12 protein-coding genes are annotated in these 13,872 nt (G+C 71.0%); 6 read left to right on the top strand and 6 right to left on the bottom strand.

Annotated elements, in window-relative coordinates; translation table 11 throughout:
* The first annotated feature begins 170 nt into the window (after nucleotides 1-170).
* Entirely contained in the window at nucleotides 171-1,226 is a 1,056-nt protein-coding gene (locus AB0J12_RS26030; protein ID WP_363266818.1) for an LLM class F420-dependent oxidoreductase, read from the top strand.
* A 258-nt stretch (nucleotides 1,227-1,484) separates the two neighbouring features.
* Nucleotides 1,485-2,273 (top strand): ferritin-like domain-containing protein, encoded by a 789-nt coding sequence (locus AB0J12_RS26025; RefSeq protein WP_363266817.1) that lies wholly within the window; start codon nucleotides 1,485-1,487, stop codon nucleotides 2,271-2,273.
* Between the two features lie 30 nt (nucleotides 2,274-2,303).
* Here AB0J12_RS26025 and corA read toward each other — a convergent pair whose 3' ends face one another.
* The gene (gene corA / locus AB0J12_RS26020; protein WP_363266816.1) at nucleotides 2,304-3,299 is read right to left on the bottom strand and encodes a magnesium/cobalt transporter CorA; all 996 of its coding nucleotides are present in this window, start codon (nucleotides 3,297-3,299) and stop codon (nucleotides 2,304-2,306) included.
* A gap of 62 nt (nucleotides 3,300-3,361) precedes the next feature.
* Here corA and AB0J12_RS26015 point away from each other — a divergent pair, with 62 nt between their 5' ends.
* From AB0J12_RS26015 to mshC, 4 genes are all read left to right on the top strand, one after another.
* Nucleotides 3,362-4,048 carry a histidine phosphatase family protein gene (locus AB0J12_RS26015; RefSeq protein WP_363266814.1) on the top strand — a complete coding sequence of 229 codons (687 nt, stop codon included), beginning with the start codon at nucleotides 3,362-3,364 and terminating at the stop codon, nucleotides 4,046-4,048.
* A gap of 71 nt (nucleotides 4,049-4,119) precedes the next feature.
* Nucleotides 4,120-4,710, top strand: a complete 591-nt coding sequence (locus tag AB0J12_RS26010; RefSeq protein WP_363266813.1) for a DUF3090 domain-containing protein — start codon at nucleotides 4,120-4,122, stop codon at nucleotides 4,708-4,710.
* Entirely contained in the window at nucleotides 4,674-5,495 is an 822-nt protein-coding gene (locus AB0J12_RS26005) for an SCO1664 family protein (protein ID WP_363266812.1), read from the top strand. The genes AB0J12_RS26010 and AB0J12_RS26005 overlap by 37 nt, the downstream gene beginning before the upstream one ends.
* A gap of 103 nt (nucleotides 5,496-5,598) precedes the next feature.
* Nucleotides 5,599-6,828: a cysteine--1-D-myo-inosityl 2-amino-2-deoxy-alpha-D-glucopyranoside ligase gene (gene mshC, locus AB0J12_RS26000; RefSeq protein ID WP_363266811.1), complete on the top strand. Its 1,230-nt coding sequence runs from the start codon at nucleotides 5,599-5,601 to the stop codon at nucleotides 6,826-6,828.
* 60 nt (nucleotides 6,829-6,888) lie between these two features.
* On the opposite strand, the gene AB0J12_RS25995 is transcribed toward mshC, so the two are convergent.
* From AB0J12_RS25995 to AB0J12_RS25975, 5 genes are all read right to left on the bottom strand, one after another.
* The gene (locus tag AB0J12_RS25995) at nucleotides 6,889-7,794 is read right to left on the bottom strand and encodes a PAC2 family protein (protein WP_363266810.1); all 906 of its coding nucleotides are present in this window, start codon (nucleotides 7,792-7,794) and stop codon (nucleotides 6,889-6,891) included.
* A 251-nt stretch (nucleotides 7,795-8,045) separates the two neighbouring features.
* Nucleotides 8,046-9,662: a glycerol-3-phosphate dehydrogenase/oxidase gene (locus AB0J12_RS25990; protein WP_363266809.1), complete on the bottom strand. Its 1,617-nt coding sequence runs from the start codon at nucleotides 9,660-9,662 to the stop codon at nucleotides 8,046-8,048.
* Nucleotides 9,663-9,670: 8 nt separating this feature from the next.
* A complete protein-coding gene (gene glpK / locus AB0J12_RS25985) occupies nucleotides 9,671-11,209 on the bottom strand; it encodes a glycerol kinase GlpK (RefSeq protein WP_363266808.1) in 1,539 nt (512 codons plus the stop codon).
* Between the two features lie 111 nt (nucleotides 11,210-11,320).
* Nucleotides 11,321-12,115, bottom strand: coding sequence for an MIP/aquaporin family protein (locus AB0J12_RS25980; protein ID WP_363266807.1), 795 nt, complete (start codon nucleotides 12,113-12,115; stop codon nucleotides 11,321-11,323).
* A gap of 362 nt (nucleotides 12,116-12,477) precedes the next feature.
* Nucleotides 12,478-13,242, bottom strand: a complete 765-nt coding sequence (locus AB0J12_RS25975; protein ID WP_363266806.1) for an IclR family transcriptional regulator — start codon at nucleotides 13,240-13,242, stop codon at nucleotides 12,478-12,480.
* Between the last annotated feature and the right edge of the window lie 630 nt (nucleotides 13,243-13,872).

Genomic DNA, 13,872 nt, shown 5'->3' with positions numbered 1-13,872 from the left:
TACTGGCCAGGGATGCGCCGTGGGTTGCCTGTGGACAACGAGAATCCGGGCTTTCCACAGGGGTTGCGCGGCGCGCGGGGGCGACGCTCACCACACCACCCTGCCCCGGCGGCGGGCCCCGCGCTAAGGTCGGCGCACACGGGACATTACTGATCGGTAAGGGAGCGGGTATGCAGCTCGGGATCAACCTCGGCTACTGGGGCGCCGGGATGGACGCGGACAACCTCGCCGTCGCCCAGGAGGCCGATCGGCTCGGCTACGCGGTGTGCTGGGCCGCCGAGGCCTACGGCTCGGACGCGGCCACCGTGCTCAGCTGGGTCGCCGCCCAGACCGAGCGCATCGACGTCGGCTCGGCCATCTTCCAGATCCCGGCGCGTCAGCCGGCGATGACCGCCATGACCGCCGCGACCCTGGACTCCCTGTCCGGCGGCCGCTTCCGGCTCGGCCTCGGCGTCTCCGGCCCGCAGGTCTCCGAGGGCTGGTACGGCGTCAAGTTCGACAAGCCGCTGTCCCGCACCCGCGAGTACGTCGAGATCGTGCGCCGGGCGATGAGCCGTGAGCGCCTGTCGTTCGAGGGTGAGCACTGGACGCTGCCGCTGCCCGGCGGCCCGGGCAAGCCGATCAAGCTGACCGTGCACCCGGAGCGCGAGCACATCCCGCTGTACATCGCCGCGATCGGCCCGAAGAACCTGGAGCAGACCGGCGAGATCGCCGACGGCGCCCTGTTGATCTTCCCCTCCGCCGACCACCTGGAGGAGACCGGCATCCGGTATCTGCGCGCCGGACGCGAGAAGGCCGGCAAGACCATGGACGGCTTCGATGTCGCGCCCACCCTCCCGCTGCACCTGGGCGACGACAAGGACGTGACCCTGCTCGCCGACGCCTTCCGGCCCTACACCGCGCTGTACGTGGGCGGCATGGGCAGCGCCAAGCAGAACTTCTACAACCAGCTCGCCCGGCGCATGGGCTACGAGCAGGCCGCCGCCGAGGTCCAGGAGAAGTACCTCTCCGGCGACAAGCAGGGCGCCGCGGCCGCCGTACCGCACGACCTGATCGACGCCACCACGCTGCTCGGTTCCGTGGACCGGATCGCCGACCGGATGAAGGCGTACGCGGCGGCCGGCGTCACCACGCTGAACCTCAATCCCGCCGGCTTCACCCTCGACGAGCGCGTCGCCGCGCTGCGCGCCGGCATCGAGGCCCTGGAGCGCGCTGGCCTGGCGTAGGCCCTGTCGTAGGCCTTGTCATTCGGATCAGCCAGGCGTCGCGGGGGTGAGGAAGTCTTTACGGCCGTGGTGGGGGCTCGGGGGTCTTCCCCGCCACGGCCGTCACCGGGAACAACGCGTCCGGCGCCACCGGGTTACGGCCTTTTCGGTGAGCCGGGCGGTCCCCCGTCCGGCTCAGCGGTCCGACACCCGTGTTGCAGCACCTCTCCCACCGCACTTGACTCGTTCTTTGCGGAGTCCTGCAGAGAGGTGCCTCAGATGCTTTCGGCGAAGAGTCTGTTCCAGGAGATCCTCGACAACGACGAGTCCTTCGCGCTGTTCTGCTCCATCGCGGCGGGCGGGGAGTCGCAGGGGGGCTGGGAGAACGGCCGGATCGCCGCCCTCGTGCCTCCGGGCGAACGCGCCATGGCCCCCAAGATCGCCCGGCACGGAGCCGACGAGGACAAACACGGCCGCATCTTCAACGCCCTCATGAAGAAGCGCGGCCTGCACCCCGTCCCGGTGCCGCCCGAGACCGACTACACGATGCTGCTGGAGAAGCACGGCATCGGCCTGTCGCACGACAGGCTCAGGGCCGACCGGACGCTCACCGCGGAGGACATCGTCGTCTACCTCGCGCACAGCAGGGTCACCGAACAGCGCGCCGCGGAGCAGATGGCCATGCTGCGCACGTACTTCGCCGACGCCCCGGACGTCGGCAGGGCCGTCCGGATGATCTCCGCCGACGAGGACAACCACCTGGCGTACACGCACGAGGAGCTGCTGCGCCTCGCGGCCGCCGGGCACGGCCGGCTCATCCAGCGCTCCCTGCGCGCGTGCGCCCTCGCGGAGATCCGCATCTACCGCGACGTCAGCATCGCCGTCATGGCGCACATGGGCCGCATCCTCGGCTGGTCCCGGGCGAGGTCGGCGCTGCTCGCGGCCGGCATCCACGCGGTGTACGCCTGGGAGCGGTTCGCGGGCTGGCACCGGATGGTGTCGCTGCGCATGCCCGAGCGCCGCGACGCGCTCGGCGGTGCCCCCGCCCCGGCCCCCGGGTTCGCCTGACCGCCCCCGCGCACCCGCTCACCGCGCGCGTCACATCCAGCCCCGCCGCTTGAACAGCCGGTACAGCAGCACCACCAGGCCGACCATCACGATGATCACCGCCGGGTACGACCACACCCAGTGCAGCTCGGGCATGTGGTCGAAGTTCATGCCGTAGATCCCCGCGATCATCGTGGGCACCGCGGCCATGGCCGCCCACGCGGAGATCTTCCGCATGTCGTCGTTCTGCCGGACGCTCATCTGCGCCAGATGCGCCGACAATATGTCCGACACCAGCCGGTCCAGCCCCTCCACGGACTCGTTCACCCGGGTGAGATGGTCGCTGACGTCACGGAAGAAGGGCCGCGCCTTGTCGTCCACGAACGGCACGTTCACGCCGTACTCGCCCGCGCCCGCCATCCGGCTCAGCGGCTTCGCCAGCGGTCCGGTCGCCCGCCGGAACTCCAGCACCTGCCGCTTGAAGGTGTAGATCCGCGACGCCGTGTGCCGGGTGCCGCCGCTGGACGGCGAGAACACCTCCGTCTCGAGCTCCTCCAGGTCGGTCTGCAGCTCCGTCGCCACGTCCAGATAGTGGTCCACGACGGCGTCGGCGATCGCGTACACCACCGAGGTCGGCCCCTTGCCGAGCAGTTCCGGCTCGTGTTCCAGCCGCTGCCGCACCGCCCCCAGCGGCGAACCCTCACCGTGCCGCACGGTGACCACGAATCCGTCGCCGAGGAAGACCATGACCTCACCGGCCGAGACGGTGTCGCTCTCCGGCTCGTACACGACCGGCTTGAGCACCAGGAACAGCGAGTCGTCGTACACCTCCAGTTTGGGCCGCTGGTGCGCCTTCAGGGCATCCTCCACCGCCAGCGGATGCAGCCCGAACTCCTGGGTGACCCGGTCGAACTCCGGCTCGGAGGGCTCGTACAGACCCACCCACACGAACCCGCCCGCGGCCCGTGCCTCCTCCAGGGCGTCGGAGAAGTCCCCGGGCCCCTCGGTCCGCCTGCCGTCGCTGTAGATGGCGCAATCGACGATCACGGAGCGCATTCTCCTTCCTGCGGGCCGCCGACGCGGCCCTGCGTACGCCTACCCTGGGGCGCATGCCCACGTTGATCCTCGTAAGGCACGGACGCTCCACCGCCAACAGCGAGGGCCTCCTCGCCGGCTGGACCCCCGGCGTCGCCCTCGACGAGCGCGGCGCCGCGCAGGCCGCGGCGCTGCCGGCCCGGCTCGCCGCGCTGCCGCTCGCCGAGATCGTCACCAGCCCGCTGCAGCGCTGCCAGGAGACCGTCGCGCCGCTGCTGGCGGCCCGCCCCGGTCTGACGCCGCACACCGACGAACGCATCGGCGAGTGCCACTACGGCGACTGGTCGGGCCGCAAACTCGCCGAGCTGAGCGACGAGCCGCTGATGGAGGTCGTCCAGGCGCACCCCTCCGCGGCCGCCTTCCCCGGCGGGGAGTCCATGCGCGCCATGCAGACCCGTGCCGCCGAGGCGGTCCGCGAGTGGAACGCGCGCGTGGAGCGCGACCACGGCGCCGACGCGGTGTATCTGATGTGCTCCCACGGCGACATCATCAAGTCGCTCGTGGCCGACGCACTGGGCCTGCATCTCGACCTCTTCCAGCGGATCTCTGTCGAACCGTGTTCCATCACCGCCATCCGCTACACCCGGCTGCGACCGTTCCTGGTGCGCCTCGGCGACACCGGCGACTTCGCCTCCCTGGCCCCCCGCGAGCAGCCGCCGGGCGACGACGCAACGGTGGGGGGTGGTGCGGGCGCACCGTGATCGTCGGCCGCAGTAGGGTGAAGCGGTCGCAGTAGCGCCGCGATTGCCCACCACGATTCTTGGAGCTGGACGTGTCCCGTCAGGTGTTCCTCTACGACCAACCGGACCGCTTCGTGGCCGGTACGGTCGGACTGCCCGGGCGCCGTACCTTCTTTCTGCAGGCCAGCGCCGGTGCCCGGGTGACCAGCGTGGCCCTGGAGAAGACCCAGGTCGCCGCGCTCGCCGAGCGCATGGACGAGCTCCTCGACGAGGTGGTGCGCCGCAGCGGCGGCAACGCCGCCGTCCCGGCCGTCGCGCCCACCGAGATCAACGACAGCGCCCCCCTGGAGACTCCCATCGAGGAGGAGTTCCGGGTCGGCACCATGGCCCTCGCCTGGGACGGCGAGGAGCAGCGCATGATCGTCGAGGCGCAGGCCCTGGTCGAACTCGACGCCGAGTCCGACGAGGACCTCGCCGAGGCCGAGGAGCGACTCCTTCAGGACGAGGAGAACGGGCCCCCGATGCTGCGGGTCCGCCTCACCGGCGCCCAGGCCAGAGCCTTCGCCAAGCGCGCCCTCGACGTCGTCAACGCCGGCCGGCCTCCCTGCCCGCTGTGCAGCCTGCCGCTCGACCCGGAGGGACACGTATGTCCGCGCCAGAACGGATACCGCCGCGGAGCGTGACCGCGGCGCAGCTCCTCGCCGACGGGGAGCTGACCGTCCGCGGGCGCATCCGCGAGGCCTCCAACGCGGCCCTGTACTGCACGGTGGCCCTCGACGGCCGGGAGGCCGCCTGCATCTACAAGCCGATCGCCGGTGAGCGTCCCCTGTGGGACTTCCCCGACGGTGACCTCGCCCGCCGCGAGGTCGCCGCGTACGAGGTGTCCGAGGCGACCGGCTGGCACCTGATCCCGCCGACCGTGCTGCGCGACGGGCCGTACGGCGAGGGCATGTGCCAGCTCTGGATCGACGTCGAGCCCGAGGGCGCCGAGCTGCTCGCCCTCGTCGACGGCGAGGAGCCGGAACCGGGCTGGAAGGCGATCGGCTTCGCGGAGGTCGGCGAGGGCCGCACCGCCCTGCTCGTGCACGCCGACGACCCGCGGCTGCGGCGGCTCGCCGTCCTGGATGCCGTGATCAACAACGCCGACCGCAAGGGCGGCCATCTGCTGCCCGCCGCCGAGGGGCGGCTGTACGGCATCGACCACGGCGTCACGTTCCACGTCGAGAACAAGCTGCGCACCCTGCTGTGGGGGTGGGCGGGGGAGCCGCTGGCCGAGGAGGCCGTCGAGGCGCTGACCCGGCTGCGCGCGGAGCTGAAGGAGGGCGGGGCGCTCGCCGAGCGGCTCGCCGCCCTGGTCAGCCCCGCCGAGGCCGACGCCACACGCGCGCGTGTCGAGGCGCTGCTCGCCTCCGGAAGACATCCCGAACCGAGCGGGGAATGGCCGGCGATTCCCTGGCCACCCGTGTGACACACCGGACTGCACATCGGCGGGGAAGACACAAGAGCGCCTTCCCGGCCATACGGCCCGCTCCGGTTCGTATGTGAAACCCCGGTCCGGTTAGGCTCATGACATGCATGCCTGGCCCGCTTCCGAAGTCCCCGCCCTGCCCGGTCAGGGCCGCGACCTGAGGATCCACGACACCGCGACCGGCCAGCTGGTCACCCTCCAGCCCGGTCCCGTCGCCCGTATCTACGTCTGCGGCATCACCCCTTACGACGCCACCCACCTGGGGCACGCGGCGACCTACAACGCGTTCGACCTCGTACAGCGCGTGTGGCTCGACACCAAGCGGCAGGTTCACTACGTCCAGAACGTCACGGACGTCGACGACCCGCTGCTGGAGCGCGCGGAGCGGGACGGCGTCGACTGGGTCGCCCTCGCCGAGAAGGAGACGGCCCTCTTCCGTGAGGACATGACGGCCCTGCGGATGCTGCCGCCCCGGCAGTACGTAGGCGCCGTCGAGGCGATACCCGGCATCGTCCCGCTCGTGGAGCGGCTGCGCGACCTCGGCGCGGCCTACGAGCTGGAGGGTGACATCTACTTCTCCGTCGAGTCCGACCCGCACTTCGGCAAGGTCTCCCGCCTCGACGCCGCCGCCATGCGGCTGCTGTCCGCCGAGCGCGGTGGTGACCCGGACCGCCCGGGCAAGAAGAACCCGCTCGACCCGATGCTGTGGATGGCCGCCCGTGAGGGCGAGCCGAGCTGGGACGGCGCCACCCTCGGCCGGGGGCGCCCCGGCTGGCACATCGAGTGCGTCGCCATCGCCCTGGACCACCTCGGCATGGGCTTCGACGTCCAGGGCGGCGGCTCCGACCTCGCCTTCCCGCACCACGAGATGGGCGCCTCGCACGCCCAGGTGCTCACCGGCGAGTTCCCCATGGCCCAGGCGTACGTCCACGCCGGCATGGTCGCCCTGCACGGCGAGAAGATGTCGAAGTCCAAGGGCAACCTGGTCTTCGTCTCCCAGCTGCGCCGCGACGGCGTCGACCCCGCCGCCATCCGTCTGTCGCTGCTCGCCCACCACTACCGCGCCGACTGGGAGTGGACCGACCAGGTCCTCGCCGACGCCGTGGCCCGGCTCGGCCGGTGGCGCGCGGCCGTCTCCCGGCCCGACGGCCCGTCCGCCGACGCGCTCGTCGAGGAGATCCGCGACGCCCTCGCGCACGACCTCGACGCCCCGGCGGCCCTCGCCGCCGTGGACCGCTGGGTCGCGCTCCAGGAAGAGCGGGGCGGCACGGACCCCGGCGCACCGGGCGTCGTCTCACGCGCCGTGGACGCGCTGCTGGGCGTCGCTCTGTAAGGGCTTCCGGCAACGACGAAGGGCGGTGCGCCTGGCGCACCGCCCTTTTTCGTACTCCGCTCAGTCCTCCGCGTCGTCCTCGTCGTCCTTGGCACCGCCGGAGGCAGGTGGCTTGGGCGGACGGGCGCCGTCACGGCGCCGCAGATACCGCTCGAACTCGCGCGCGATCGCCTCGCCCGACGCCTCCGGCAGCTCCGCGGTGTCCCGGGCCTCCTCCAGCGTCTGGACGTACTCGGCGACCTCGCTGTCCTCGGCGGCCAGCTGGTCCACGCCCACCTGCCAGGCGCGCGCGTCCTCGGCCAGCTCGCCCAGCGGGATGCGCACGTCGATCAGGTCCTCCAGGCGGTTCAGCAGCGCCAGCGTGGCCTTCGGATTGGGCGGCTGCGACACGTAGTGCGGCACGGCCGCCCACAGCGACACCGCCGGCACGCCCGCGTGCGTGCACGCCTCCTGCAGGACACCCACGATGCCGGTGGGACCCTCGTACTTGGTCTCCTCCAGATCCATCCGGCGTGCCAGGTCCGCGTCGGACGTGGTCCCGCTGATCGGGACCGGACGGGTGTGCGGGGTGTCGCCGAGCAGGGCGCCCAGGATCACCACCAGCTCCACGCCCAACTCGTGCGCGAAGCCCAGCAGCTCGTTGCAGAACGAGCGCCAGCGCATGGACGGTTCGATGCCGCGGACCAGGACCAGGTCGCGCGGCTTGTCGCCGCCGACGCGCACCACGGACAACCTTGTCGTCGGCCACGTGATCTTCCGGACGCCGCCGTCCATGAACACCGTGGGGCGGTTCACCTGGAAGTCGTAGTAGTCCTCGGCGTCCAGCGCCGCGAACACCTCGCCCTTCCACTCCTTCTCCAGATGCGCGACCGCGGTGGAGGCGGCGTCGCCGGCATCGTTCCAGCCCTCGAACGCGGCCACCATGACCGGGTCGATCAGCTCGGGAACCCCCTCGAGCTCGATCACCCAGCGCCTCCTTCCGACGTGCCCTCGCTTGACCACCCAACCTTACGGCGTGCGGCGGGGGCGCCCGCAGCCCCCTTGCACGGGGGAGTGAACGGAACACTGCCCCGATCAACACCCCCGAACACCCTGCCCGCCGCCGGTCCCGCTCCTCACCGCCCGCCGGCCCGGCGCGCGCGGAAAGGGGCGGCTCCGTGCGGGGAGCCGCCCCTTACCTGGCGCAGGGCCGTCCGGCCGTCGAACCTTTGCCGGCCCTACTTCTTGTCGAGCAGGTCCTGGACCTTCCCCCGTACCTCGTCCGTGGCCAGACCGCGGATCGTCAGCGTCGTACGGCGGCGCAGCACGTCGTCCGCCGTCTCGGCCCACTCGTGGTCGCGGGCGTAGACGACCTGCGCCCAGATCTCCGGGGCGTCGGGGTGGACCCGCTCGCCCAGCTCGGGGTTCTCGTTGGCCAGGCGGGCGATGTCGAACGCCAGCGAACCGTAGTGCGTCGCCAGGTGCCGGGCGGTGTCCGCGGCCATGCGCGGGCCCGGCGCCGGGCGGTCGATCAGCAGGCGGTGCGCGATCGCGCGCGGGTTGGCGACACCGGGCAGCGGCAGCTTCTTCGGCAGCGAGGCGATCGGCTCGAAGTCGTCGCCCAGCGGGTGGCCCGGCAGCGCCTCCAGCTTCTTCATCACGGTACGGCCGATGTGACGGAAGGTGGTCCACTTGCCGCCCGCGACGGACAGCATGCCCCCCTTGCCCTCGGTCACGACCGTCTCGCGCTTGGCCTTGGCGGTGTCGCCGGGGCCGCCCGGCAGCACCCGCAGCCCCGCGAAGGCGTACGTGATCAGGTCCCGGTCGAGCTGCTGGTCGCAGATGGAGAACGCGGCCTCGTCGAGGATCTGGGCTATGTCCTTGTCGTTGACCGCGACGTCCGCCGGGTCGCCCTCGTACTCCTCGTCGGTGGTGCCGAGCAGCAGCATGTCCTCCCAGGGGAGGGCGAAGGTGATGCGGTACTTGTCGATCGGGGTGGCCAGCGCGGCCTTCCACGGCGAGGTGCGCTTGAGGACCAGGTGCGCGCCCTTGGACAGACGGATGGAAGGCGCCGCGTTCGGGTCCTCCATCCGGCGCAGGTGGTCGACCCAGGGGCCGGTCGCGTTGAGCACCAGGCGGGCGTTGACGCCGAACTCGTCACCCGAGGTGCGGTCCTTGAGGTCGGCCCCGGTCACCCGGCCCTGGGTGAAGCGCAGTCCGGTCACCTCGGCGTGGTTGAGGACGACCGCGCCCGCGTCGACGGCCGCGCGGACCGTCATCAGCGCCATGCGCGCGTCGTTCATCTGGTCGTCGCCGTACACGGCCACGGCCTTGAGGTTCTCGGTGCGCAGCTCGGGGACGTCCTGCTGTGCCTTGGCCGGGGAGAGCAGGTGGCCGACGCCGTCGCCGAACGCGGAGAGCGCGGAGTAGGCGAAGACGCCCGCGCCGAGCTTCGCCGCGCCGTGCGGTCCGCCCTTGTACACGGGGAGGTAGAAGGTGAGCGGGTTCGCCAGGTGGGGCGCCACCTGACGGGAGACCGCACGGCGCTCGAAGTGGTTCTCCGCCACCAGCTTCACGGCGCCGGTCTGCAGGTAGCGCAGGCCGCCGTGCAGCAGCTTGGAGGAGGCGGAGGAGGTGGCGCCGGCGAAGTCGCCGGCGTCGACCAGAGCCACCCTGAGGCCGGACTGCGCGGCGTGCCAGGCCGTGGAGATGCCGAGGATGCCGCCGCCGATGACAAGAAGGTCGTACGACGCCTTGGAGAGCTGCTCCCGGGTCTCGGCTCGGCTCGGGTTCGAGCCGGAGGCCGGGTGGGTGCCCAGGGCAGGTACGGAACTCAGGGTGGACTGCGTGGTCATAGCGGGTATTACTCCTCGTCCTCGAGCCAGCCCATGGTCCGCTCGACGGCCTTGAGCCAGTTCTTGTACTCACGGTCGCGGGTCTCCGCGTCCATGCGGGGGGTCCACTCGGCGGCCCGGCGCCAGTTGGCACGCAGGTCGTCGGTGCTGTTCCAGAAGCCGACGGCGAGACCGGCGGCGTAGGCGGCGCCGAGGCAGGTGGTCTCGGCGACCATCGGGCGCACCACCGGCGCGTCCAGGACGTCCGACAGCGTCTGCATCAGCAGGTTGTTGGCGGTCATGCCACCGTCGACCTTGAGGGTCACCGACTCGACGCCGGAGTCCTTCACCATGGCGTCGGCGATCTCCCGCGTCTGCCAGGCGGTGGCCTCCAGGACGGCACGCGCGAGGTGCGCCTTGGTGACGTACCGGGTCAGGCCGGCGATCACACCGCGGGCGTCGGAGCGCCAGTGCGGGGCGAACAGGCCGGAGAAGGCCGGCACGAAGTACGCGCCGCCGTTGTCCTCGACCGACAGCGCGAGGGTCTCGATCTCGGCGGCGGTGGAGATCAGGCCCATCTGGTCGCGCATCCACTGCACCAGCGAGCCGGTGACGGCGATCGAGCCCTCCAGGGCGTAGACCGTGTCCTGCTCGCCGATCTTGTAGCCGACCGTGGTGAGCAGACCGGCGTAGGAGTTGATGATCTTTTCGCCGGTGTTCATCACCATGAAGGTGCCGGTGCCGTAGGTCGACTTGGTCTCGCCCTCGGAGAAACAGGTCTGGCCGAACAGGGCCGCCTGCTGGTCGCCGAGCGCGGAGGCGACCGGGATGCCGCCCAGCAGGTCGCCCAGCTTGCCGCCGGTGATCTCGCCGTAGACCTCGGCGGAGGAGCGGATCTCGGGCAGGATCTGCTTCGGCACGCCGATCGACTCGCAGATCTTGTCGTCCCACTCCATGGTGTGGAGGTTCATCAGCATGGTGCGGGAGGCGTTGGTGACGTCGGTGACGTGCTTGCCGCCGTTGACACCACCGGTCAGGTTCCAGATGACCCAGGTGTCCATGGTGCCGAAGAGGATGTCCCCGGCCTCGGCGCGCTCCTTGAGGCCCTCGACGTTGTCGAGCAGCCAGCGGGCCTTGGGCCCGGCGAAGTAGGACGCCAGGGGCAGACCGGTCTCGCGGCGGAAGCGGTCCTGGCCGACGTTGCGGCCGAGATCACGGCACAGGGCGTCGGTGCGGGTGTCCTGCCAGACGATGGCGTTGTGGACGGGCTCGCCGGTGTTCTTGTCCCACAGCACGGTGGTCTCGCGCTGGTTGGTGATGCCGATGGCCTTGATGTCGTCGCGGGTGATGCCGGCCTTGGCGATCGCGCCGGCGACGACCTCCTGGACGTTGGTCCAGATCTCGGTGGCGTTGTGCTCGACCCAGCCCGGCTTCGGGAAGATCTGCTCGTGCTCCTTCTGGTCGACGGAGACGATCCGGCCGTCCCGGTCGAAGACGATGCAGCGGCTGGAGGTGGTGCCCTGGTCGATGGCGGCGATGAAGGGGCCGGCGGTGTGCGCGTCGGTCACTGTGTGCTCCTGGAGGATCCGTCGTTGGGGGGCTGATGGATTCGGCGCGTGCGGTGCTCGGGGGTCCGCGGGGACGTCTCGCTGTTCCTTACGAACATCCTGAGCTGGCTCCTACGCGAATACGACGTTGTAGAGGCCTGCGGCTATCGCGCCGCCGATCAGCGGACCGACCACCGGGATCCACGCGTAGCTCCAGTCCGAGCCGCCCTTGTTGGGCAGCGGCAGCAGGGCGTGCACGATGCGCGGGCCGAGGTCACGGGCCGGGTTGATGGCGTATCCGGTGGGACCGCCGAGGGACAGACCGATCGAGACGACCACCAGAGCCGTGATCAGACCGCCCAGGACGCCCAGGCCGTTGCCCTTGTCGTTGAGGCCCTGCGTGAGGACCGCGAGGATCAGCACGACGGTGCCGATGATCTCCGTCAGGAGGTTCTGCACCGTGTTCCGGATCTCCGGACCGGTGGAGAAGACGCCCAGGACCGGGCCTGCGCCCTTCTCCTGCGCCTCGACGGCCTTGGCCGTGGTGGCCTGCGCACCCGGACCGCCGACGATCTCCTTGTCGGTCAGGTGCGCCTGGAACTGGCCGTAGTAGGTGACCCAGACCAGTGCGGCGCCGATCATCGCGCCGAGCAGCTGGCCGGCGAAGTAGACCGGGACGTTCGTCCAGTCGCTGTCCTTGATGGCCAGGGCGACGGTGACCGCCGGGTTGAGGTGGGCTCCGGAGAGCGGGCCGGAGATGTACACCGCCGTCATCACGGCGAAACCCCAGCCGAAGGCGATGGCGAGCCAGCCGGCGTTACGGGCCTTGGATGCCTTCAGGGTCACGGCGGCGCAGACGCCGCCGCCGAGCAGGATGAGTATGGCGGTACCTATGGTCTCGCCGATGAAGATGTCGGAGCTGGACACCCGCGACTCCTTTGTCCTTCGTCCAGGGGAGAAGCCGAACTCCCGGGTCCCTCCGGGGGTGCGGCGCCCTCGGGGGTGAGAGCGAATTCCGGCCCTTGGCGTTGTCACACTCTAGCGCGTATTGCCGGTAGGTGTTCGACAATGCCGACCGATGGACGGGAGTCTTGCTTTGGCCTCAGCTACCCGTCAAGAGGTCTGTAATCGAAAGCACGATCGTTATTGATCGCTTCCGGCTGTCGCGGACAGACACGGGTGCGTCCCTGCCCGGGTGCGGACACGTACGGCTGCCTTCCTGCCCGGGTCCGGACACGCCAACAGGGCCGGAACGCCCGTACGGCGTCCCGGCCCTGTGGGTACGTCTGTCAGAAGCGTCCGGCGCCCAGGTCCCGCGACACCGCGCGGGCGCAGTCCCGCACCGCCGCGATCAGCTCGGGCCGCAACTCCCCGTCCCGGCGTACCCGCTCCACGGCGCCGGTGATGCCGACCGCGCCCACGGGCATGCGCCGCCGGTCGTGGATGGGTGCGGCGATGGACGCGACGCCCTCCCAGGTCTCCTCCACGTCGGCCGCGTAACCACGCGCGCGTGTCACGTCGAGGAGGTGCTCGAACCTCTCCAGGTCGCACACCGTGCGGTCCGTGAAGGCCTTGCGATCGGACTCCAGCGCCTCGCTGTGCGCCACCGGGTCGTAGGCGGACAGCACCTTGCCCAGGGCGGTGGAGTGCAGCGGCTGCATCGCCCCGATCTCCAGCACTTGCCGGCTGTCGTCGGGCCGGAAGACGTGGTGCACGATCAGCACGCCCTGCTGGTGCAACACGCCCAGGTAGACGCTCTCACCGCTGGAGCGGGCCAGGTCGTCGGTCCACACCAGGGCGCGCGCCCGCAGCTCGTGCACGTCCAGATAGGTGGTGCCCAGGCGCAGCAGTTCCGCGCCCAGCTGGTAGCGCCCGGAGGCATCGTCCTGCTCCACGAAGCCCTCCTGCTGGAGGGTGCGCAGGATGCCGTGGGCGGTGCCCTTGGCGAGGCCGAGCGCGGAGGCGATGTCCGACAGGCCCAGGCGTCGCTCGCCGCCTCCGAGCAGCCGCAGCATCGCGGCCGCCCGCTCGAGCGACTGGATGTTCCGTGCCATCGCCGTCCTGCCTCCGTCCCCTTCGACCGCTCACGCACGGTGCTGCCACCGCCGTTCGGCAATGTCGAACACTACCGGTCCATGCCGACCTCCCGCCAATGGTCGGACGGTACTTGTTACGCCATGCGCGGCGTGTCGGCCATACGGGGGTGTCCCCCGGACACCTCGATCATCCACGCCGGCGCCCCGCACGATGGCCATCCACCGGCCGGGGCGTCCCCCGGCAGGGGCGTACGGCCCGGCGTACGCCCCCGCGCCCCTCACCCGCACGCCCTCCGTGCCTTCACCCGGTCGCCTCGGAATCCGCACCCACCTGCGCAGCCGCTCGCGGCCATATGCCCGCGCACCCCACCCGTCCGCCTCGTGGACGCTCCGCCCATCCTCGGCGAGTCCCGGTTACGCTGACGCCGTGCGCCTCGCCTGAAGACCGCCGCGAAGCCGCATAGCCGACAGCCGTCGCATTCAAGGGAGCCCCTTCATGGCCTCGTCGCCGCTGACCCCTTCCGCCGACAGCCGGACCCGTGTGTCCGCGCTCCGAGAGGCGCTCGCCACCCGTGTGGTGGTCGCCGACGGTGCGATGGGCACGATGCTCCAGGCGCAGGACCCCACCCTGGAGGACTTCCAGCAGTT

It is taken from the genome of Streptomyces sp. NPDC049915 (assembly GCF_040656475.1).
Lineage (GTDB): Bacteria > Actinomycetota > Actinomycetes > Streptomycetales > Streptomycetaceae > Streptomyces.
This window is presented reverse-complemented; position numbering and strand designations above follow the sequence as displayed.

Bases quoted from the DNA above. Each gene is read 5' to 3' on its own strand.
- AB0J12_RS26030 (WP_363266818.1), top strand. From the start codon at position 171: ATGCAGCTCGGGATCAACCTCGGCTACTGGGGCGCCGGGATGGACGCG.
- AB0J12_RS26025 (WP_363266817.1), top strand. From the start codon at position 1,485: ATGCTTTCGGCGAAGAGTCTGTTCCAGGAGATCCTCGACAACGACGAG.
- AB0J12_RS26015 (WP_363266814.1), top strand. From the start codon at position 3,362: ATGCCCACGTTGATCCTCGTAAGGCACGGACGCTCCACCGCCAACAGC.
- AB0J12_RS26005 (WP_363266812.1), top strand. From the start codon at position 4,674: ATGTCCGCGCCAGAACGGATACCGCCGCGGAGCGTGACCGCGGCGCAG.
- mshC (WP_363266811.1), top strand. From the start codon at position 5,599: ATGCATGCCTGGCCCGCTTCCGAAGTCCCCGCCCTGCCCGGTCAGGGC.
- AB0J12_RS25990 (WP_363266809.1), bottom strand. From the start codon at position 9,662: ATGACCACGCAGTCCACCCTGAGTTCCGTACCTGCCCTGGGCACCCAC.
- AB0J12_RS25975 (WP_363266806.1), bottom strand. From the start codon at position 13,242: ATGGCACGGAACATCCAGTCGCTCGAGCGGGCGGCCGCGATGCTGCGG.